The 21,391-nt window shown below is 54.7% G+C and carries 16 protein-coding genes and 1 pseudogene; 12 read left to right on the forward strand and 5 right to left on the reverse strand.

Going from position 1 to position 21,391, the window contains the following annotated elements; translation table 11 throughout:
- Positions 1-33 precede the first annotated feature (33 nt).
- The 4 genes from EHN06_RS20810 (at position 34) to EHN06_RS20825 (ending at position 5,594) form a co-directional block, all read left to right on the forward strand.
- Entirely contained in the window at positions 34-1,488 is a 1,455-nt protein-coding gene (locus EHN06_RS20810; protein ID WP_011783983.1) for an aldehyde dehydrogenase family protein, read from the forward strand.
- A gap of 27 nt (positions 1,489-1,515) precedes the next feature.
- Complete coding sequence (locus EHN06_RS20815; protein ID WP_091642703.1) at positions 1,516-3,114, forward strand: GMC family oxidoreductase; 1,599 nt, start codon at positions 1,516-1,518, stop codon at positions 3,112-3,114.
- Between the two features lie 100 nt (positions 3,115-3,214).
- Positions 3,215-4,837 (forward strand): long-chain fatty acid--CoA ligase, encoded by a 1,623-nt coding sequence (locus tag EHN06_RS20820; protein WP_172972330.1) that lies wholly within the window; start codon positions 3,215-3,217, stop codon positions 4,835-4,837.
- 85 nt (positions 4,838-4,922) lie between these two features.
- On the forward strand, positions 4,923-5,594 hold the full coding sequence (locus tag EHN06_RS20825) for an OmpW/AlkL family protein (protein WP_091642699.1): 672 nt from the start codon (positions 4,923-4,925) through the stop codon (positions 5,592-5,594).
- 832 nt (positions 5,595-6,426) lie between these two features.
- Here the strand turns inward: EHN06_RS20825 and EHN06_RS20830 are convergent.
- The 4 genes from EHN06_RS20830 to EHN06_RS20845 all read right to left on the reverse strand — a co-directional run bounded on the left by EHN06_RS20830 (position 6,427) and on the right by EHN06_RS20845 (position 11,168).
- Positions 6,427-7,677, reverse strand: coding sequence for an NAD(P)/FAD-dependent oxidoreductase (locus EHN06_RS20830; RefSeq protein WP_091642696.1), 1,251 nt, complete (start codon positions 7,675-7,677; stop codon positions 6,427-6,429).
- 88 nt (positions 7,678-7,765) lie between these two features.
- A complete protein-coding gene (locus tag EHN06_RS20835; protein WP_227663913.1) occupies positions 7,766-9,403 on the reverse strand; it encodes a GMC family oxidoreductase in 1,638 nt (545 codons plus the stop codon).
- A gap of 17 nt (positions 9,404-9,420) precedes the next feature.
- Entirely contained in the window at positions 9,421-10,833 is a 1,413-nt protein-coding gene (locus EHN06_RS20840; protein WP_091642690.1) for a cytochrome P450, read from the reverse strand.
- Positions 10,834-10,847: 14 nt separating this feature from the next.
- A complete protein-coding gene (locus tag EHN06_RS20845) occupies positions 10,848-11,168 on the reverse strand; it encodes a 2Fe-2S iron-sulfur cluster-binding protein (RefSeq protein ID WP_091642688.1) in 321 nt (106 codons plus the stop codon).
- Positions 11,169-11,297: 129 nt separating this feature from the next.
- Between EHN06_RS20845 and EHN06_RS20850 the strand changes: the two genes are divergently transcribed.
- Positions 11,298-12,341 carry an AraC family transcriptional regulator gene (locus EHN06_RS20850; protein ID WP_091642684.1) on the forward strand — a complete coding sequence of 348 codons (1,044 nt, stop codon included), beginning with the start codon at positions 11,298-11,300 and terminating at the stop codon, positions 12,339-12,341.
- Positions 12,342-12,410: 69 nt separating this feature from the next.
- Here EHN06_RS20850 and EHN06_RS20855 read toward each other — a convergent pair whose 3' ends face one another.
- Entirely contained in the window at positions 12,411-13,025 is a 615-nt protein-coding gene (locus EHN06_RS20855; protein WP_091642682.1) for a TetR/AcrR family transcriptional regulator, read from the reverse strand.
- Between the two features lie 258 nt (positions 13,026-13,283).
- Between EHN06_RS20855 and EHN06_RS20860 the strand changes: the two genes are divergently transcribed.
- The 7 genes and pseudogenes from EHN06_RS20860 to EHN06_RS20885 all read left to right on the forward strand — a co-directional run bounded on the left by EHN06_RS20860 (position 13,284) and on the right by EHN06_RS20885 (position 21,231).
- Complete coding sequence (locus tag EHN06_RS20860; protein ID WP_091642679.1) at positions 13,284-13,769, forward strand: PaaI family thioesterase; 486 nt, start codon at positions 13,284-13,286, stop codon at positions 13,767-13,769.
- Positions 13,766-14,269 (forward strand): PaaI family thioesterase, encoded by a 504-nt coding sequence (locus EHN06_RS20865; RefSeq protein ID WP_091642677.1) that lies wholly within the window; start codon positions 13,766-13,768, stop codon positions 14,267-14,269. The genes EHN06_RS20860 and EHN06_RS20865 overlap by 4 nt, the downstream gene beginning before the upstream one ends.
- Positions 14,259-15,161 carry an alpha/beta fold hydrolase gene (locus EHN06_RS20870; protein WP_091642674.1) on the forward strand — a complete coding sequence of 301 codons (903 nt, stop codon included), beginning with the start codon at positions 14,259-14,261 and terminating at the stop codon, positions 15,159-15,161. The genes EHN06_RS20865 and EHN06_RS20870 overlap by 11 nt, the downstream gene beginning before the upstream one ends.
- Positions 15,162-15,245: 84 nt before the next feature.
- The gene (locus tag EHN06_RS20875; RefSeq protein ID WP_228257511.1) at positions 15,246-16,061 is read left to right on the forward strand and encodes an efflux RND transporter periplasmic adaptor subunit; all 816 of its coding nucleotides are present in this window, start codon (positions 15,246-15,248) and stop codon (positions 16,059-16,061) included.
- Entirely contained in the window at positions 16,000-16,248 is a 249-nt protein-coding gene (locus EHN06_RS21585; protein ID WP_228257512.1) for a hypothetical protein, read from the forward strand. The genes EHN06_RS20875 and EHN06_RS21585 overlap by 62 nt, the downstream gene beginning before the upstream one ends.
- Positions 16,245-19,282, forward strand: a pseudogene (locus EHN06_RS20880) (efflux RND transporter permease subunit). Before EHN06_RS21585 ends, EHN06_RS20880 begins: the two are co-directional and overlap by 4 nt.
- Positions 19,283-20,808: 1,526 nt before the next feature.
- Positions 20,809-21,231: a retropepsin-like aspartic protease family protein gene (locus tag EHN06_RS20885; RefSeq protein ID WP_127334581.1), complete on the forward strand. Its 423-nt coding sequence runs from the start codon at positions 20,809-20,811 to the stop codon at positions 21,229-21,231.
- The last annotated feature ends 160 nt before the right edge of the window (positions 21,232-21,391 follow it).

A 21,391-nucleotide genomic window follows, 5' to 3' on the forward strand; every position in this document is an offset into this window, starting at 1 on the left:
CAACAGTCTCGTTCGGCAAGAGGTGATTTTATAATGCAGATTGCTAGTCTGGCGAAGGTTGGGCTGCCCAATGTGTCAACCAGCGATACGATTGATTCAACGTTCGCGGCCCTACAGCGGGCACAACTTGCGCGTCGCGGAAGTTTTACCTTGGAGGCTCGAATAGCGCAGCTCGACCAGCTGCGGGATTCAATTAAACGCTACGAATCAAACATCATTGCGGCTTGCGCGGCGGACTTTCGAAAACCCGCTCCAGAAGTCAAATTAACTGAACTCCTGCCGGTGCTTCAGGAAATTCGACACACTAAAAAACACTTGCGTAAATGGATGCGTCCGAAGCGAGTGGCTGCATCCGTTGGTGTTCTGGGCACGAAATCTTATGTTCGGCCAGAACCAAAGGGAGTGTGCCTGATTATTGCACCGTGGAATTATCCGCTCAATCTTGCGCTCGGACCTCTCGTCTCAGCGTTGGCTGCAGGGAACGGAGCCATCATTAAACCCTCGGAAATGACACCACATACCTCAAAGGTGATTGCCAACATTGTCGCCGAAACCTTCCCTCCCGATCTGGTTTCCGTGATTGAGGGTGATGCCGCGGTAGCGCAGAAACTGTTGGCCTTACCCTTCGACCACATATTCTTCACGGGCAGTCCTGCGGTAGGCAAGGTGGTCATGGAGGCTGCCGCCAAGAACCTTTCCTCAGTGACACTGGAATTGGGGGGTAAGTCCCCGACCATTGTTGGCCCAGATGCCAACATAAAGAGGGCTGCGAGAAACATTGTCTGGGGTAAGTTTGCCAATAATGGACAGACCTGTATCGCCCCAGATCATGTTTTTGTGCACGTTAATATCGCAGATCAATTCAATGAAGCACTTAAAACGGAAATTGGGCGAGTCTATGGAAAAACACCAGAAGCCCAGAAATCGACCGCCGACTATTGCCGGATTGTAAATCGACGTCATTTCCAGCGAGTTTCAAACCTGATAGATGATGCCAAAAACAAAGGTGCAAGAGTCTTTGAAGGCGGTGTTACAGATGCTGAAGAGAATTTTATTGCTCCGACGTTGATTTCAAATGTATCGAGCGACATGGATATTTCACGTGAGGAGTTATTCGGCCCGATCTTACCCGTTATTGAATTCGACGATATTGATCTGGTTATCAAGAAAATCAACGATAACCCTAAACCGCTTGCGCTTTACATATTCGACAAAAACGAGGCTTTTGCCACGGATATTATCGAGCGAACGAGCTCCGGCGCTGTAGGAGTCAACCTTACAGTTGTGCATTTTCTACATCCGGGCCTGCCGTTTGGTGGAGTTAATAATTCCGGGATAGGGGCGGCACACGGTGAATACGGTTTCCGCGCTTTTTCGCATGAAAAGGCGTTGATGGAGGATAAACATTCTCTTATGCATCTTCTTTTTCCACCCTATACAGCCTGGGTCCGGCGTCTTATAGAGGCTGCTGTTCGTATTCTGGGCTGAGTATAATCAAATAATAAGAGAGTTATTATGTACGATTACATTATTGTCGGTGCGGGATCGGCGGGCTGTGTATTGGCCAATCGGCTTACGGCGGACTCTTCAAAGCGAGTAGCGTTGCTAGAAGCGGGCCCAAAGGATAAAAATCCACTCATACATATGCCTATAGGTATAGCACTCCTTTCCAATAGTAAAAAGCTGAATTGGGCTCTTGAAACCGAACCTCAAGAACATCTGAAGGAGCGCCGCCTGTTTTGGCCTCGTGGGAAAACACTTGGCGGGTCCTCTTCTATCAACGCCATGGTCTATATCAGAGGTCACAAAGCCGATTATGACCACTGGGGTCAAGTTGCCGGGACCGACCTCTGGGGATGGGATCGCGCTTTAAAATTGTTTCGTCGACTGGAAGATAATAAACGTTTTGGCGCAGATTCTTACCATGGGGAGGGCGGTGAGCTCACCGTAAGTGAACTCAAATCAGTCAATCCGTTGAGTCGAGATTTTGTTCGAGCGGCACCTCATGTAGAGCTCCCGATAAACACGGACTTTAATGGAGAGACGCAAGAGGGATTGGGACTCTACCAGGTGACACAAAAAAATGGTCGCCGTTGGAGTTCAGCGCAGGCATTTCTGCGTGTCGCGGAGAACCGGCCTAATCTTGATGTGCTAACGGACGCGCGGGTAACCCGGGTGGTAATGGACGGTAAGCGGGCAGTCGGCGTGACACTGAACCAGGGGGGCGAATATCGCCAGCTTAGACTCAATAACGGCGGTGAAGTCATATTGTCTGGTGGTGCGGTTAATTCACCACAACTACTTATGCTTTCGGGAATCGGTGATAGCGAAGAGCTTGGAAAACACGGGATCCCCCTTGTGCATCATCTTCCTGAGGTCGGCCAGAATCTGGTTGATCATTTGGATATTACGATCATGCACGCGGCAAACTCACGTTTGCCCATTGGCGTTGCTCCCAGTTTCCTGTTTCGGGGCGTGAGCGCATTATTCTCATATATCTTTGCGCGACGTGGATTTCTTACCAGTAATGTTGCCGAGTCCGGAGGCTTTGTTAAATCCGAGCGCTCGTGCGAACGGCCAAATGTGCAATTCCACTTTTTGCCAACTTACCTGAAGGATCATGGACGAAAAGTGATGGCCGGGTATGGGTACACCTTGCATATTTGCGATCTAATGCCCAGAAGCCGCGGTTTTATTGGTCTCAAAAGCCCTGACCCATTGGCCGACCCGTTGATTCAACCCAATTATCTCAGTAACCCCGAAGACATCAAAACAATGATCTCGGCCGTTAAATTTGGACGACGGATACTCGGGGCACCAACAATGGCTTTACATAGTAAACGAGAAATTAAGCCCGGAAACTCGGTGTCTTCGGACAGTCAGATTGCGGACTTTATCCGGGAAAATGCAGAGACTATTTACCACCCCGTTGGCACTTGTCGTATGGGCGCGGATCCGGATTCAGTCGTTGATCCGGAATTAAAAGTCAGAGGGATTGAAGGGCTAAGAGTTGTCGATGCCTCGATAATGCCCAGTTTGGTTGCCGGTAACACCAACGCACCCACCATGATGATTGCCGAAAATGCAGCCGACATCCTCTTGGGAAATGTTTAGGTTCAAACCCGGATTATGCCTTCTACATTGGACCTTAATGACGCCAGATACTCGCGTCAACCAACTACAAAAACGACAGGAGATAAACGTGCTTGGCCAAATGATGAACATGGAGCTCACCGTGAATTCCTTGATCGACCATGCTGCTCGCTACCATGGAGACGCTGAGATTGTGTCGATAGGAACGGATGGAAATCCCAGTCGATCTGACTGGGCAACTGTTTCGGAGCGGTCGCGACAACTTGCGTCAGCGCTTCGAACGGCAGGCTATGTCCAGGGGGATCGGTGCGCGACCATTTGTTGGAATAACGTGGGGCACCTGGAATGTTACCTTGGCATCTCTGGTGGCGGGATGGTGTGTCACACCATTAACCCGCGACTGTTTCCAGAACAACTCGTTTACGTTATCAACAATGCTCAAGACAAAGTCATATTCTTTGACAAAACGTTCCTTACCATTGTTTCAAATATCCGAGACCGACTGGAGACGGTTGAGAAATTTGTATTGATGTCCGAACCGGACGAAGAAATTGCAGCGCAATTTCCAGGCTTGTTGTTTTATGAAGAGTTTCTCCAGCGAGGAACGCCTAACGCGAATTGGCCTGAAATCGCCGAAAACCAGGCCTCAAGCCTCTGCTATACATCGGGCACCACCGGAAATCCCAAAGGGGTGCTCTATTCACACCGCTCCACCGTTCTGCACGCGCTGGTAGCTGCTCAACCCGACGCACTGAATTTATCGGCACGGGACGTGGTGATGCCGGTTGTTCCTATGTTTCACGTAAATGCGTGGGGGGTACCCTACATTACGGCGATGGTTGGAGCCAAACTGGTGTTGCCTGGTCCTGGCCTGGATGGGCAAAGTTTGGTCAAGCTGATCGATTCAGAAAGCGTAACGATTGCGCTGGGTGTGCCTACGATTTGGCAGGGACTTCTCTCGGCTTTGGACGAGCTTGGCTCCTCGGCACAGTCGCTTAAACGGACGGTGATAGGGGGTAGCGCTTGTCCGCCCTCAATGATGTCGGAGTTTCGTGGTAAGTATGGCGTAGAAGTTGTCCATGCATGGGGAATGACAGAAACATCACCGATCGGGACCGTCAACGCACTGCTGTCGAAACACAATACTCTTTCGGAGGAAGGAAGAAACAAAATCCGTGAAAGCCAGGGACGGCCTCCCTACGGGGTGCAGCTCAAAATTGTAGGAGAAGACGGTCATCAACTGCCCGAAGATGGCATTGCTCAGGGAAATCTCCGCATCCGTGGTCATTGGGTGGTAGCCGATTACTTCGGTGTTGAACCAAATCAGACTCTTGAGGAAGACGGTTGGTTCGAGACAGGTGATGTTGCTTCGATCAATGATGATGGATTTATGACAATACGTGACCGCTCAAAAGATATTATTAAATCTGGTGGTGAATGGATATCTACAGTCGAATTGGAGGGAATCGCAATGGGCCATTCTGCCATCAATGAAGCTGCCGTAGTGGCGGCCTCCCATGATAAATGGGACGAACGACCGATCCTGTTGGCAGTAAAAATACCCGACGCAAATATTACTGAGGAGGAACTTCTTGCTCATTATCAGGGGAAAGTCGCCAAGTGGCAGATCCCGGATCGCGCGATCTTTGTGGAAGGATTGCCACGCAATGCCACTGGGAAAGTATTAAAAAACAAGCTGCGTTCTGAGTATGGGGAAGTATTAGTCAGTAAACCGGCAAGCTAGCATCAATGAGTGACATTTGTGTTACGAAAAATTGCAGTTTTACCTAAAGCCAATTTGTTTTAATACCAAAAAGGATAATAAAAAAATGAAACCTAAAATAATTAGTAAAGTCTCGTTAGTGGCGTTCCTTTTACTTTCACTTGCTGCGAGCCTGGCCAACGCTCAATCTGAGCCGGTTTACAGTAGAGGCGACTGGGTGGTTGGGCTGAATGCCACTAGAGTTCTAACCGATGAAGATTTGCGATCAGCCTCTGCGGGGGGTGCCCCCGTTCCAAATTCCAACCTGTCTATTAACAACGATACGACCATATCATTCGACGTGTCGTATTTTCTGAGTAATCAGCTGGCATTCAACATTTTTGGCGGCATTCCCGCTAGTGCGGACCTCCAGGGCGAAGAGTCTCTCTCCGGTCTTTTTCTTGGTCAAACAGATTATGGTCCGGTAATTCTTTCGCTTCAGTATCATGTCTTGACGGGTAGCAACTTCTCTCCGTACTTTGGAGCGGGTGTAGGACGGATTCTCTTTTTAGATGAAAAGGATCGCGCACTAACCGACTTCGACGTCGAAGATACATGGGCCCCTGCGGTTCAGGCTGGTTTTCGCTGGAAGATACACAATAACTGGTCGGCAAATTTTGACGTTAGATATGCACCCTTCAAGGCGGATATCACCGGTAACCTGGGCCCGGCCCCTGTTCAGGCAGAAGTGGAAGTGGACCCCACTATCGTGAGCATCGGAGTCGCATATCGCTTTTAAATGCCAAGTATACCAACCGTCTGCATTTGCTGGTCGCTTTCAGCAACCTGCTGATTGATAAAAAACCTGCAGCGTAAGACCAATGCGCCCCTTTTCCGCCAAGATTGCGGAAAAGGGGCAAAAACCAGCGGTTATTCAGATCTTCCTTAGGTATATAGCCCCAGCCTTATACATCATTTAAAGGTCTCGTATCGTTTAGTCGAGTAGTATATAGCCATCAGGACCGGCACGTCCTTACTATAGAAAACCTTTTCAGTAGTCCCGCAAGTTTCATTTAATCGAGCAAGTGTCTTAACATTAATACCGCTCGTAACTATCGGTTCTTGATGTCCACCATCAATAAGCCGGAATCTTACTGTGTTTGATTTACACACCGCTTGAAGCTTGCAGTCTGAAAAGCCCTGTCTTGGCTGCCACCACCCATCCGCATGAAAAAGCATATGCTCAGATGAACCAAAACAAGAGGTCGACACCGAATGGGCGATGTTGCTTATGAAGGATTGAGTGATCGGAACCTCTACCCATAATGGCCGATAGAGACTTCGCTTTATCTTTGTGGATAAAATCAAGTTCATATTTTCGTCGGTAATTGCAAGGTGAGGTTATTAGTGGGATATATAGAGAATTATTTCACCGCTATGGTGCTCTCGGTTTACCAGAGCAACAGTAATGTGTCTGGCTACGGGAAATTCCGCCGGTTGTGGCTCACGCATTCTTTGCGCTCACTGAAAGCTGTCGGTCGTAGGATATGATATCCATAGGCCGTATGAGTTGTGCATTGCTTTCGCAATTTTGGGCAAACTAAGGGCACAGCTCTACTCGGTCGTCAATTTCAATTTATGGACTGACCGCTCACCAAGGACTTCAGTTCAATATCCGGATCCTTCAACATTTCAGGATTGACCTGCCTGCGTTGTTGAACGAGGGTCTTGCCGACCATAAAAGCGATGGGCAGGTTAACCGCATCAACAGCAATGACACAGCCGTCGCGGAGATAAAACACCGCAAATCCCTTGTCTTCCGGGCTTCCGCGCAGCACACGCTGATCATGATATTGCGACAACCCCACCATCTGCAGACGCACGTCATACTGGTTCGACCAGAACCATGGAGCGCTATTATAGGGTTTCTTCTCGCCCATCAGGGTTGCCGCCACTGTCCGGGCCTGATCAACCGCGTTGGCGACAGATTCAAGGCGCTGCATCTTCTCGAAGAAAAGATTCCGGTGGCGGGTACAGTCGCCGATCGCCAGGATGGCTGGATCTTCTGTGCGGGTAAACTCGTCAACAATAATGCCGTCATCACAGGGCAGGCCGGCGGCCTCAGCCAGGGCGGTTTCTGGCGCCACACCCACTGAAACGAGCACTATGTCGGCCGGTACAGTGCCGCCGCTCGCCAATGTCACGCCAGCCACATGCCCCTGATCGCTAGCTTCGAAACCGGTTACCGCCGTGTTCAGGCGTAGATCCACGCCAGCGTTACTGTGTTTGGTGTAAAAAAACTCCGACATTTCCGGGCCTGTTACACGCTGCATAAGACGCTCGGCCGCTTCCAGTACCGTGACATCAACGCCTTTTTTGGTAGCGCTGGATGCCACTTCAAGGCCAATGTAACCACCACCCACGATGACCAAGCGTTTCCCCGGAACCAGTTGTTCACGCAGGGCATCCGAGTCAGCTATGTCATGTAGGTAATGAATGCCCTTCAAGTCAGCCCCGGGTGCGTTCAGGCGTCGAACGTGTGACCCCGTGGCCAGGACCAGTCGATCGTATTTCAATGTGCTCTGGTCCGACAAACTGATGGTCTTGTTGTCCCGATCAATTTGTTCGGCACGTACACCGAGCCGCAACTGATGGCCGGCGTTCTCGTACACCGAGCGCGGCTTGAGGTACAGCGACTCCTGATCCACCTCGCCTGCCAGGTAGTTCTTGGACAGGGGCGGCCGCTGATAGGGTGGATGTGGCTCTTCGCCCACCAGGACCACTTCATGTTGATATTTCTTTTGCAGCAAGGTTGTCAGGAGCGCACCTGCTGCGTGCCCGCCGCCAACGATGACTGTCGTCTCTTTCTGTTGGTTTGCCATAGCCTGTCTCTTTCTACTGTTCTTTGGAATCAGATTGATCAGAAGTCCAGATGCCAACTGAGCCCTGTGACGCCCGCGCGCGCGGAGCTCAGCCGACCATCTCCCCGGCATCCTCAAGTATCATCGCGGCACCTTTCTCGCCGATCATGGTTGCCGGCTGATTGGTGTTTCCGCCGACCAGCGTCGGCATGATGGAGGCATCGACCACCCGCAGGCATTGCAGGCCATGCACGCGCAGGCGCGGATCGACCACCGCCATCGGATCAACACCCATCTTGCAGGTGCCAACCGGGTGGTACGCTGATTCACCGCTGCGCCGTACCCATGCGGCGAGATCGTCGTCATTCTGCAGCGCCGGCCCGGGCAAGACCTCAACCTCGTGGTGCGGGGCAAACGCCGCCTGCGCCAGGATCTTGCGCACCAGGTGGACACCGCGCACCAGTCGCTCGACATCGGCGGACTCGGCCATGTAGTTGGGGTCGATCAGCGGCGCGGCAAACGGGTCGGCACTGTGCAGACCGACGCGCCCGCGCGACGACGGCCTGAGCCCGTAGATCATCACCGCGTAGCCATAACCGCTCATCGCGGTCTTCAGGTCTCGCCCGTGATCGTCGTACAGCATTGGCGCGAAGTGCAGCTGCAGGTCGGGTACCGGCTCCTCGGGCCGGGAGCGGATGAACCCGCCGGCCTCGGCGCCGTTGCTCGACAGCACGCCCCGCCGGCCGCTCAGATACGTCAGAGCGCCCCACAGCCCCTTGAGCCAGTAACTCGGATGCATCGAGATGCTTTGGCGGCTGCGGGCGCTGACGCGCACGAACACGTCGATATGATCCTGAAGATTCTGCCCGACGCCCCCCAACGCATGGCGCAGTTCTATGCCATGCCGGGACAGTTCCTCCCGCGGACCGATCCCGGACAGCATCAGCAGTTGCGGCGAGTTGAACGCGCCGCCGCAGAGCACAACTTCGCGCCCGGCACGGACCTGCGTCAGCCCCTTTGTATCGCGGTATTCGACACCGGTGGCGCGGGTGTCTTCGAGTAGCACCCGGGTGACATACGCGCCGCTGCAAACCGTCAGGTTGGAACGCGCCGTGGCGGGTTCGAGATAGGCCCGCGCGTTGCTACAGCGTGTGCCGTCTTTCTGGTAGGCGTAGTAGAAGCCCACGCCCTCCTGCTCACTGCCGTTGAAATCTGTATTGAGCCGGTACTTTGCCTGGGTCGCCGCCTCGACAAACGCCGTGCTCAGCGGATTGGTATAGCGGCGCTCGGCAACGTTCAGCGGACCACCCTGACCATGAAATTCTGCCTCATTCGGCGTAAGTTTGGGCTCGAAATGTTCCGATCGGCGGAAGTAGGGCAACACCTCGGCGTATGACCACCCTTTGCACCCCAGCCGTGCCCACTCGTCGTAGTCCCGGGCATGCCCGCGAATATAGACCTGCGCGTTCATGCCGCTGGAACCGCCAAGCATCTTGCCCCGCGGCTGAAAAAGCGCCCGGTCGTGCATGTGACGCTGCGGTTCGGTATTGAACTGCCAGTTGTAGCGGCGGCTGAACATTAGCTGCAGGAAACCCAGCGGCATGTTCACGAAAGGGTTGCGGCGGCTCTCCGGACCGGCTTCAAGCAGCAGCACAGAATGGCGACCGCTCTCCGACAGGCGGCTGGCGACAGCACATCCGGCCGAGCCCGCGCCAACCACGACATAGTCAAATTGTTCGGTCGTCATCCTGGTTAGCCTGTTCATTAACTTTTTGGTGTCAGCTGGACCATCAGCTCCGAATAGCCCCGCACGAAGTTGGACTGCACGCGCTCCGGCTCGCCGACGACTTCGATCTTGTCAAAGCGTTTGAGAATCTCTTCCCATAGGATACGCAGTTGCAATTCGGCCAGGCGGTTGCCCATGCAACGGTGAACACCGTAGCCAAATGACATATGGTTTCGTGCGTCCTTGCGATCGATAATGAAGTGATCGGGGTCCTCGAACTTGCGCTCGTCACGGTTGCCCGAGGCGTACCACATCACAACGCGATCGCCCTTTTTGATGGTCTGGCCGCCCAGCTCAACATCTTGCTTGGCGACTCGGCGCATATAGGCCAGCGGCGTTTGCCAGCGGATGATTTCCGACACCATGTTCGGAATCAGTTCCGGTTTTGCCTTCAGTTTTTCGAACTCCTTTGGGAATTCGTTCATGGCCACCAGGCCACCACTCATTGAGTTGCGAGTGGTATCATTGCCGCCAACGATAAGCAGCGTCAGATTGCCGATAAACTCCATCGGGCGATTGATCAGATCTTTGGTGTCGTCGTTGCTCTGTAGCAGGCTGATCAAATCGAAACCGGGCTCTTCGCCCGCCGCGCGGCGCGCTTCCTTATCCCTCCAGAGCCTGGAGAAGGACCAGGCCATGTCAGCCGCGTCGTCAAACATGATCTCTTCTTCGGCATACTCGCCGCCGGTTGCCGATGCTGCCCCGGCCATCCGATCCGACCACTCAACCAGCTTGTGACGTTCCTCGTAAGGAAAATCCAGAAGGGTTGCGAGCATGCGACCGGTGAGTTCCTTCGATACAGTGGGCACCCAGTTGAAGGGCTGGCCCAGAGGCAGGCTGTCAAGCACATCGCCGGTACGCGATCGGATCAGCTCCTCCATTTCCTTCAGGTTCTTCGGTGCCACCACGCCTTGAACCGAGCTGCGCTGCACATCGTGTTTTGGCGGATCCATGGCTATGAACATTTCCACCGACAGCCCCTCTGGAGGGTCGCCTAATATGATTTGCGGCTCGGCGGAAAACAGGTCGTGACTCTTGTCTACGAACATGATGTCCTCAAAGCGAGTCACCGACCAAAAGGGGCCGAAGGGGCTGTTCTTCTGGTAATGCGCCGGAGCCTCATCGCGCAACCGTTTGAAATAGGCGCGCCACTGATCCTGCCGATACAAAAATGGATTGCTGACATCGATGTCCTCAAGGGCCAGCGTGTTAACGTCCGGGATGACTGATTCAACAAATTCGGGCACCGGCCGGCGTGGGCCGAAGGCCTTCTTCTTGGCGCTCATTAACAGTTTCAGCCCCTGGATCTGCCTGTGCATCGGTACCACCCTGGAGGTAGCATTGATCACTCGGGATTGAATGTCGTCAAATGTTTTAGACAGTGTTGGCATGCGTCCTCCTATGTTCACATCTGGAACTCGGGTAAATGCACGGTCATGCCGTCCATTTCATCAGTAATGACCACCTGGCAGCCCAGGCGCGAAGTGCTCTCCCGCTCCGGGGTCATTGACAGCATTTGCTCTTCCTCACCACCAGGCGTACCTGTCTTTCTGAACCAATCGTCCGAGACGATGACGTGGCAGGTGCCACAGGCACATTCCCCCCCGCAGTCCCCGTCAATACCGGGGATCAGATTGTCAACGGCGATTTGCATTACCGAGGAACCAGTTTTGAACTCAGCGACATGTTTAGTTTGATCATGTTCTATAAAAGTAATCTTACCCATTGTTGTTCTCCTGCCCGTAGTATTCACCGATAGATATTGGCTGTCTGGCGATACTTCTGTCAGGTCATTTCTTGACAACATAGAGTCATTTAAAGACAAAATAGTGGTCGTTCAGGACGGAGATGATCAATGATGACGACGCAGAAGGCGGGTGATTTGCAAAAAACCGGTCCAGGTATTCCATCGAATTACTCACGGCTAATTGCGCGTGAGCTTGATTTAACAGCCAAACAACTGCCACGTCTGCTGCTCGGCACCGGGCTTGGTGTGGCGCAATTATTGAGTGAGGAAAGCCTGCTTACCGCAGCTCAGCAGATGCGGATTCTGCGCAACGCACTGGACTTGTCCGGCCTGCCGGAATTCGGGTTGCGGCTCGGCAAGCGACTGACACCGGCAACCCATGGAGCAATGGGGTTCGTTGCTTACAGCAGCCCCGACTTTCTCACTGCGCTGCAGGCGATTCATACTTTTCTGCCCACGCGTGCTAGCTTCATCCACCTGCATTTGCAGCAAGTCAACGAGCGCCTGGAGTGTATTCTGGACTATCAGGAGTCGCTGGACGATGACATACAGCAGTGCCTGTCGGATGCGATGATTAAGGCCCTTTTTGAATTTGGCGAATTTATAATTGGTCGCCCTTTGCATGAGGCTGAAATATACTTCGCTCATCCTGAACCAAAGTATAAGGCAATGTATGCCGATTTTTTATCCGGGCAGATTCACTATGATTGCGATCAGGTAAAACTTACGTTGCCGATGTCATTGTGTCGGGAACCGAATGCGTCCGCCAATCACGAAAACTATCGTCTGGCCTTGCAACAGTGTGAATCGATGCTTGTGCAACTTCAGTCGGATCAACCGAGCTATCAGACCCAGCTGAAGATGATGATGTTGTCCCGACCGCCCGGAACGCTCAGTGAAGACGAAGCAGCGGCCTCGTTGTTCATGAGCAAACGCACTCTGGCACGCAAACTCAAGCAGGAACGCAGCGGTTTTCGGAAAGTTCGCGACGAGATTCTGTCCCAGCAGGCAGCGACCTATTTGCGTGAAAGCCAACTGTCAATCGAGGCCATTTCCGCGTTGATGAACTATCACGACATTGCCAATTTCAGACGCGCCTTCAAGCGCTGGTTTGACCAGTCGCCTGAGCAGTTCAGGCAAAATGTCAGATGACAAACCGTGCATCCGCATGATTAGCGATCATAAACAGAGGCTACTTGCTTGCGTTTGTGAAGCCAGAACCTATGCCTGCCCCCCTTTATTGATCACACCGTCCATCGCGATCTGCCAGATCAAGTCGCCAATGGCGTCGAGTGAATGAGCCCCGTTCGGGTCGAACCAGGTTGCAACCCAGTTGAGCGCCCCAAGGCCGATCAGGCGGAGCAAACGGCCGTCAACATTCTTCCGGATCACGCCCTGTGCAATCATCGTTTCGAGGATATCGGCCCACAAGGACTCGTACTGGTCACGCAGTTCGATGATTTCCTCGCGGGCCTCCGGGCCCAGCGCTCGCCATTCAAACAGCAGCACGTAAACCGCGTCCGAATCGACCAACAGGGCTCGCAGATGCGCGTTGATACAAAGACGCAACCGTTCAACCGGGTCATCCGAACTGGCGTAAGCCGACTCGACCTCTGCGGTAACCAGGTCCACCCCCCGGCGCATCAGCTCGACAAGCAGCGCTTCCTTGCTGTTGTAACGATAATACAGACTTCCGGGCAGCATATTGCAGGCCTCGGCAATCTCCTTGAGCGACGTCCTTTCAAAGCCTTTCTCACGAAAAAGCCGGGCTGCGTTAGACAAAACGTCGCCCTGGTCGCCCAGTTTGCTTGCAGGAGTCATCTGTCTGTTAACCATGGCTTAAACATCTCCTCAGCAAGCCAGCTATTTGTTCATCAGAGCGGCAACCACCTGACTCATTGCATTGGTGGTGCGCCATCGCACGGGTGGCGTGCCATTTGCCACAACAGATTCTTGACATTTGGTTGGTTAACCAACCAAAATCCAGCAACAATGTTATTCGGAAGAAACTGACATGGCAATGACCTATCAAAATCAGCTGTTTCCCCCCACTTCCACCCCTGCGCGAAATGCAAACCGGGGTGGGCAGATCTGATGACGGAGTCGAACAGAGCTCAGCACAGTGACGCTGTGACGACGGCGTGGCAGTTCACCGAACAGGTTCCCCACGGCAGGGATCTGGGTATGCAGGTTGTCTCTGTCGATAAGGGCCAGGTCTGTATGCGCCTGACCCCACAGCCATGGATGTTCGCCGAAGAGGATACAAAAGAAATCTGCACCAGCGTGCTCTACTCACTGGCAGACTCCGCCGGAGGCCTGGCGGTATTTGCGGGGGCCCTGGAGCTGATGCCCATTGCCACGCTGGATCTGCGCATGGATTATCTGCGGCCTGCCAGCGGCGACCGTGCCCTGGTAGCGGTGGCCACCTGTCGTCATTTAACGGACGAGGTCGCGTTCATCCATTGCGACATCCTCAGCGAGAGTGACAGTGAGCTGTTAGCGACGGCAAGCGCCACCTTCATGCGCAACACCCAGGGCCAGCAATTTCAGGCCGGTGGACGAAAAAAGGAGGGCGCATGAGTACGACTGGCGATTCGGCACAACCCATCTCAGGCCCTTCCGAAAGCGGGCAAGAAAGCGGGAAAGAATGTTCCGACTGGCAGGCCCTGCTGGAGCGCACTCCCTACGCACGGCACCTTGGTCTTGAGGTTCAACGCGACGATGTAGGTCTAGTGGTTCATATGCCGTGTCGTGAAGCGCTGATTGGCAACTTTATGCTACCTGCTCTCCATGGCGGCGTGCTTGGCGCCCTGATGGAGCTTACCGCGCGGGTCGCTGCGCAACGCCAGGATACAGACAAACGTTGCCCACGCATTCTCGACAGCCACATTAACTACCTCCGCTCCGCGCAGGCCCGATCGACGTTCGCCAGCGCCGAAATTGTCCGGCAAGGCAGGCGGAGCAGCCTGGTCCGGGTGACCTGCTGGCAGGGCGATAAGCGCAAGCCGATCGCCAGCGGTCAGGTTCAGTTGTTGCTCCCGACAATGGCGGCCAAAGAAGCAGATCTTCATGGACAATAAGCACAACAACCCTGAACGCGACCAATTCCAGGCGCCGGATGGCGCGGAGATCGCCCTGTGGCGCTGGCCGCAATCCAAAGCGCGCCCCACGTTGCACTGGGCGCATGCAACGGGTTTCCATGGCCGCCTGTACCGCCCCCTCCTTGATGAGCTTGCCACGGACGTCAATGTCCTGGCCTGGGACATGCGGGGGCACGGGGCCAGCGCCGGTGCGGCGAACTTTTCGACATTCCGGGGCTGGGAAACCTACTATCGCGACATGACCGCTCTGCTGGATAGCCTGGATGAGCCGGTCTGGCTTGCCGGCCACTCCATTGGGGCCACCACCAGCATCATGGCCGCTGCCCGACGGCCAGACAAAGTGCTGGGCCTGATTCTGGCGGAACCCGTAATCATGGATCCGGGGCAGGGCCTGAGGTTGTGGCTGGCCAAGCTGCTACGCCAGTCACATCGGTTGTCACTGGCCGCCGGAGCCGCACGTCGGCGCCCGGTATTCGACTCGCACGCTGCTGCGTTGGACAACTATCGGGGCCGCGGTGGCTTCAAGACCTGGCCCGAAGCATGGCTGGAAGCCTATATCCAGCACGCCTTCGAACCGCAGGAAGATCAAGTTCAGTTGGCGTGTGCGCCGGAGTGGGAGAGCACCACTTTTGCCCATACCGAACACAACCCCTGGCCCGGTATTCGTCAGTTGCGGTGCCCGGTTATCGTGCTGGCGGCGGAACGCGGGTCAACCTTCTCGCCGGCCGCGCGAAAACGCCTGCAGATCCTGCTGCCTGAGGCTGACGTAAATGTCCTCGGCGAGGCGACTCATTTTCTGCCTATGGAGCGGAGGGAAACCGTTCGCGATGCCATCCTGCAACTTGTTTTGTCCGGCTACCGTGAGAGCTGATACTCAAATCTGGATTTTGCCAATCGGGACACCTGCCATGCGCTGTATGCTGACCCTGTTTATCTCGCTGCTCATGCTGTCTGGTTGTCAGCAGTCTTCGGAACCGCCCCCAGATGCCCGCGCCCCTATCCCTGGGTAAAAACAGTTGAACTAAAGGACGCCGGCCCAACAGCGCAGAGATTTTCAGGAACCCTGCGAGGCCGCCACGAAGTTCCTCAGGCCTTTCAGATCGCCGGTCGGATTCAGCATCGTTATATCGATGCCGGTCAGCGCGTGGAAAAAGGCGACTTACTGTTCAAGCTCGATACACGGGACCTGGTGGCAGCCGCAGGGGTCGCCGCCGTGGATCTTAAGCGTGCAAAAGCGGCCCTGGCAATTGCCACCAATGAACTCCAGCGCCAGCAGCAACTTGTGGCGCATCAGTTTGTCAGCGAACAAACCCTGCAACGCCTTGAGTTGGCAGAGCGTGAGGCGCGCAGCCAGGTGCAAACCGCTTCTGCACGCAATCAGCAGGCTCAGAATGCCCTGGGGTATGCGGAACTGAAAGCCGCCCATGCAGGCGTGGTCACTGAGGTCATCGTTGAACCTGGCCAGGTTGTGGGTGTCGGACAAACCCTTGCCGTTCTGGCCGAAGATCAATCGCTGGAAGTCGAGGTTTTTTTACCAGAGGGCAGTAACCCGTCCATGCGCGGTTATGTCCCTTTACCCAATGGCGAACAGCTTGCTGTGAGCTTGAGAGAGATTGCCGGGGCTGCCGACCCCGCAAGCCGGAGCTGGCGTGCCCGATACAGCCTGGAGGGCCCTACCCCTCGTCTTAACCCTGGGGTCGGTGGTGAGTGTGCGGTTAGCGCAGAAGCAAACCGCCCCCAGCCATCGCGTACCGCTGGGTGCCCTGGATGAGAGAGGGCAAACGCCGCAGATCTGGTTGGTTTCCGACGGCACGGTAACGCCCCTGGCGGTCGAGGTGATCGATCTGGGTGAGGAGTATGCGAAGATCAAGGTCGACATCAAGGCGGGAACGCCCATCGTCGCGTTGGGGACACACCTGCTCACGCCTGGCATGGCAGTGCGGGAGCTGGTTCAATGAGCTTACCGAATCTTTCCGCGCTGGCAGTGCGCGAGCGTTCGGTCACCCTCTTTTTTCTTTGCTGTCCGTTGTTGCCGGTTTCTACGCGTTCTCGTCCCTGGGTCGGGCGGAAGACCCTGCGTTCACCGTCCGGGCGATGGTGGTTTCTGTCGTCTGGCCAGGGGCAACCCCCGAGGTGCTGCAGAACCAGGTCGTGGATCGTTTGGAAAAGCGAATCCAGGAGGTGGTGTATTTCGATAATATTGAGACAACCATTCGGCCCGGGCAGGCCGCCATGGTTATCCGATTCCTGGATTCTACTCCGAGTGAAAAAGTGTCGGACCTCTTCTATCAAGTCCGCAAGCGCATGCTCGATGAGCGACCCAACCTCCCCCAGGGTGTGATCGGCCCCATCGTCAACGATGATTTCGCGGATGTGTATTTCTCCCTGCTGGCGCTGACGGCACCCGGGATGCCAATGCGTGAACTGACCCGCGAGGCAGAATCGATACGGGATCGCCTGCAACGGCTGCCCGGCTTGCAAAAAGCACAGCTCCTGGCGGAGCGTCCTGAGCGGGTGTATCTCGAATTTGATCAGGACCGGCTCAACAACCTCGGTTTGTCGGCAGAAGAGGTGTTGCAGGCGATAGAGGCCAACAACCGTCTTCAGCCTCTTGGCTTTGTTGATCTTGCCGGCCCGCGGGTTTATGTCCGCAGCAACATCGACCTGTCTGACCTTGAGCGCCTCACCTCAGTACCTCTCCGTATCGGCGACCAGCTTATTACCGTATCTGATCTGGCCGAGGTGCGTTTAGGGTATGAAGATCCTTTGAGCTACATCGTCCGCTCCAACGGTGAGGATGCGATCCTCCTGGGTGTGGTCATGCGTGCGGGTGAAAATGGCCTGGAATTTGGCGCGCGGCTGCGCGAGTTTGTCAGTACCGAACAGGGCAGGCTGCCGCTGGGAATGTCAATACAGACCCTGACCGATCAGGCGGAAGCCATCACTCAGGCGGTTGATCTTTTTCAGGTCAAGTTTCTGGTTGCGTTGGTCGTGGTGATGGGGGTTAGCATACTGGCGATCGGTCTGCGCGCGGGTTTGGTGGTGGGCATTGCGATTCCTGTGACCCTCGGCCTGACTTTCTTGTTGATGAAAATGGCGGGCATAAACCTGGACCGCATCACCCTGGGTGCGTTGATTATCGCACTGGGTCTGTTAGTGGACGATGCGATCATCGCCATTGAAATGATGATCGTGAAGATGGAGAGCGGCTGGGACCGGGTACGGGCAGCCAGTCATGCCTGGAGCGTAACCGCCGCGCCCATGCTGTTCGGTACGCTGGTGACGGTGGCCGGATTTGTCCCCATCGGATTTGCCCAGTCCGGAGTGGGAGAATACACCGGCAACATCTTCTGGGTGCTGGCTTTTTCGTTGTTGATTTCCTGGGTGGTGGCGGTAACTTTTACGCCTTATTTGGGCGTCAAGCTCTTGCCCGATTACACCGGGCATATGGGCCAGGACCTTTACCAAAGCGCGTTTTATCAGCGGTTGCGTGGGGTGATCACAGCGTGTGTTCAGTACCGGAAAACCGTCGTTTTTATCACAGTGGGTTTGCTGGCGATCAGTGCTTTCGGGATGGCAACCCAGGTGCAGAAGCAATTTTTTCCCAGTTCTGATCGCCCCGAAGTTCTGATCAGTGTCTACGCTCCGCAGGGGAGCGCTATTGCCACCACGGATCAAAGTGTCAGACGCCTGGAAGCGATTCTGATGGACATGCCGGAGGTGAAAAGCCTTTCCGCTTACATCGGTGCCGGTGCGCCCCGATTCTTCGTATCGGCCAACCCCGAGCAGCCGGACCCGGCATTTGCCAAGTTGATTGCCATTGGGCAGGACGTTAAAGGGCGCGATCGCATCATCTCGGCGCTGGAAACCAGAATCGCGGCGGGTGAATTTCCGGAGGCACGAGTGCGGGTGACGCGTTTGCTGTACGGTCCCCCGGTGGTCTGGCCGGTCAGTTTTCGTGTGCTGGGTCCGGAATCCGATCAACTCAGAGAGATCGCGCACCAGATCCGCACTCTCATGACCGGGCATCCGAACATCGTCATGCCGCATCTCGAATGGGATGAGCGTGTGCCCACTCTCTATCTTGATATGGATCCGGAAAATCTGGGTTGGATGGGCCTGACTCCGGCAGAGGTTGCCCGGCAACTGCAGTTCCAACTCCGCGGAGTGGCCGTCACCGAACTGCGCCAGGGCATAAGGAGCGTTCAACTGGTGGCGCGTAATGCACGTGGCGAAGTGATCATGCCGGAAGATCTTGAGATCAAAACCCGCGACGGCCGCAAACTTTCCGTACAGCAACTGGGCAAGTGGCAGGTTCGTTACGAGGACCCCGTCATAAAGCGTTACAACCGTGACCCCTTCCTGGCCGTTCAGGCCGATGTAGAAGGTGCCCAGCCACCGGATGTCACCAAGGAGATATGGAGTGCGATGACGGGCCTGCGCGAACAGTTGTCGGAGGGTTACCGTATTGAAATCGGCGGTACGGTGGAACAATCAGCCAAAGCCAATGCTTCAATCCAGACATTACAACCGGTGATGTTGGCGTTGATGCTGATCTTTATCATGCTTCAGATGCGTTCCTTTATCGGCACATTGACTGTTCTTGCCACCGCGCCACTGGGGCTGATTGGGGCTGTGCTGGCTTTGCTGCTGTTTAATCAACCCTTTGGCTTTACCGCGCTGCTGGGGCTGATTGGCCTGGGCGGCATCCTGATGCGAAATACCATGATTCTGACGCAGCAGGTGCAGGACAACTTCAAAGCAGGAATGGCTGCCCGGGAAGCCGTTGTCGAAGCGGCAGTCCAACGTGCCCGCCCCGTGGTACTCACCGCCCTGGCGGCCGTTCTGGCGTTTGTACCTCTGACCTTTGACCTGTTCTGGGGGCCGCTGGCTTATGTCCTTATCGGTGGCGTGGCGGTCGGCACTCTGATCACGCTATTGTTTGTGCCGGCGCTTTATGCCCTTTGGTTTCGATTAAAGAACGAACGCTGAGATTAGATCGGCCCCACAGTTTAGACTGGTTCAGGCATCCCAAAGCTAGCTGAAACCCCTGACCTGCACCCAGCTTCCTTTCCATGTGATCGTCTGGCGTCCGTGATTTGCTCCATCAATTAGGCTGTATGAAGCATAAGTGATTTGCTCGTCGGCCCTGAGCGGAGGCTAACTTGAATGTCCGCTTTTGTTTAAGAGCGGCGGTCACGACTAAGGGTTATGTCACCATAACTTGGTCGAGCCGGCCAAAATATGCTGTCAATAACACCACTCACGGCCGGGGGTAGGCCCAAACCCAGGCGCACTTCAAAGGACTGATGGATTCGGCTGCACTTATCTCAGTATAGGACCAAGCGGCCCGGCGGCAACACTCTGCATAAAGATGGGCCTACCTCTGGGGTTGCGGGTTTCAAAACCCATGAGACATTACTCATATTGAGAGTGCGCGGATCCTGTGGTGGGTGTTGAGTGAGGTTGGCCCTCGAAAGAGGGCCCTTTTTCAACCGTTAAAGGGACATCAACGAAAGACCTATTCTCGATTTACTCCCGCAGTCCCGGGATACCATGGATTTTTTTTCTGAGGAGCCTTGCCATGCCCCACCTTAAGTTTGCGTTAATAGGACTCACAACCTCTCTTCTCTCGGTTGTGGTGGGGAGGGGGCGATGGGGCTGCTATCGAGAAATCCTCATCATCAGGCAACACTGACGCAAACAAGGAACTTGTTTTCGAGTTTTCCGGTTCACCACTGGAACCGAGTGTTTTCAATCTGGCCGCGTTCTCAGAAGACCAGGAAAATCAGTTCTCACCGGGAGATATCATCAGTCTGACCTGGAATACGGATGTCTACTATGACGACCTCTCGGTTCCCGGGTTCGATGAGACCTTTCCCTATACAGCGTCTGTTTATCTGAGTGAGGACGGCGCGTTCCAGGTGGAAGATGACGTAGAGCTGTTTTCGGTTCAGTGTGTTTTTCCCTCCTCAGAACAGACGGCCTGTGGTCAGTTTGCATCGTTCCGGTGTGACTATGCCCCTGACAATAGACATGAGCTTGTCTGCTCAAGCTTACCGGCTGGGCGAGAACGGGGGCTTGAAAGTCATGTGGTGGATATCACAGAGTTTCTGAATGTCATTCCTAAAACAGCGGAGCTCTTGATTGTGGCTTGTTTAGATAATGAGCCCGAAAAGTGCGACTCCCACCAGCTCAGCCTGCAGTTGAACTGAGCGCCGTTGCAGATTCTGCGTGATCCTTTCGTACGCGAGGAGGAGGGGCGACAGAACAACCGTGATTTATGTGCGGCTCTGGTGGCCCGTACTTTACGGATACTGATTCGAATTCATCGTCGTGTTGGCCGGCTGTTCCGGAATTCAGGATGGGTTAGAATAGAAACAGCCTGTCGCGGATTCACAGCAAGGAATGGGATGAGTAAACCCGTGCCATCAGACCCGAAATCAGATACATTCTTTACTTTGCTGTTTTTTGGGCTGTATTGATCGGTGTTGTGACATATTTATTCGACCGAGTGGATGCCCGCAATAACAACCCCCAATCAGCAACTGGTCAGCCATGTCCGTGGCGGTGCCACCGAAATTGAGCTGAAAGCCAATCGCCAAGGGCATTATCTGGTGGACGGCACCATCAATAACCACAGCGTCACCTTTATTTTGGACACTGGCGCCACTACCGTGTCGATTTCAGAATCGGTAGCCCAGAAAGCGGGCCTTACTCGGGGCCGCCCCGGCGTTGCACAGACGGCGGCTGGTAAGGTGAAAGTGTGGAGTACTATCATACCGGAGCTCCGTCTGGGCGATATGAGGTTCACTAACGTGCCCGGCACCATCAGTCCCGCCATGGATCCCGACATGGTGTTGTTGGGAATGAGCGTCCTCAGCCAGCTGAACTTCACTCAGCAATCAGGCGTTCTTACCTTGAGCCGGGAAACTCAGTGAGTCAGAAATGGTTCTCCTGGTTGTTTGAGCCCGCCGCACGACGTTGCATCATTTTTTAGTCGAGGGCGACCCGGTGGAGAAAGGGCCTCGCTGAGGGGAAACTGGATGCTGGGGTGAGTCGTATTCCTGGTACTTGGCGGACGGCTTTCAGAAGTAAGAC

The sequence above is a fragment of the Marinobacter sp. NP-4(2019) genome, assembly GCF_003994855.1.
In the GTDB taxonomy this organism is placed as follows: Bacteria; Pseudomonadota; Gammaproteobacteria; order Pseudomonadales; family Oleiphilaceae; genus Marinobacter.

Excerpts from the sequence above, each read along its gene's own strand:
- EHN06_RS20810 (WP_011783983.1), top strand. The coding sequence starts at position 34 with ATGCAGATTGCTAGTCTGGCGAAGGTTGGGCTGCCCAATGTGTCAACC.
- EHN06_RS20815 (WP_091642703.1), top strand. The coding sequence starts at position 1,516 with ATGTACGATTACATTATTGTCGGTGCGGGATCGGCGGGCTGTGTATTG.
- EHN06_RS20820 (WP_172972330.1), top strand. The coding sequence starts at position 3,215 with ATGATGAACATGGAGCTCACCGTGAATTCCTTGATCGACCATGCTGCT.
- EHN06_RS20825 (WP_091642699.1), top strand. The coding sequence starts at position 4,923 with ATGAAACCTAAAATAATTAGTAAAGTCTCGTTAGTGGCGTTCCTTTTA.
- EHN06_RS20830 (WP_091642696.1), bottom strand. The coding sequence starts at position 7,677 with ATGGCAAACCAACAGAAAGAGACGACAGTCATCGTTGGCGGCGGGCAC.
- EHN06_RS20835 (WP_227663913.1), bottom strand. The coding sequence starts at position 9,403 with ATGACGACCGAACAATTTGACTATGTCGTGGTTGGCGCGGGCTCGGCC.
- EHN06_RS20840 (WP_091642690.1), bottom strand. The coding sequence starts at position 10,833 with ATGCCAACACTGTCTAAAACATTTGACGACATTCAATCCCGAGTGATC.
- EHN06_RS20845 (WP_091642688.1), bottom strand. The coding sequence starts at position 11,168 with ATGGGTAAGATTACTTTTATAGAACATGATCAAACTAAACATGTCGCT.
- EHN06_RS20850 (WP_091642684.1), top strand. The coding sequence starts at position 11,298 with ATGATGACGACGCAGAAGGCGGGTGATTTGCAAAAAACCGGTCCAGGT.
- EHN06_RS20855 (WP_091642682.1), bottom strand. The coding sequence starts at position 13,025 with ATGGTTAACAGACAGATGACTCCTGCAAGCAAACTGGGCGACCAGGGC.
- EHN06_RS20860 (WP_091642679.1), top strand. The coding sequence starts at position 13,284 with ATGACGGAGTCGAACAGAGCTCAGCACAGTGACGCTGTGACGACGGCG.
- EHN06_RS20865 (WP_091642677.1), top strand. The coding sequence starts at position 13,766 with ATGAGTACGACTGGCGATTCGGCACAACCCATCTCAGGCCCTTCCGAA.
- EHN06_RS20870 (WP_091642674.1), top strand. The coding sequence starts at position 14,259 with ATGGACAATAAGCACAACAACCCTGAACGCGACCAATTCCAGGCGCCG.
- EHN06_RS20885 (WP_127334581.1), top strand. The coding sequence starts at position 20,809 with ATGCCCGCAATAACAACCCCCAATCAGCAACTGGTCAGCCATGTCCGT.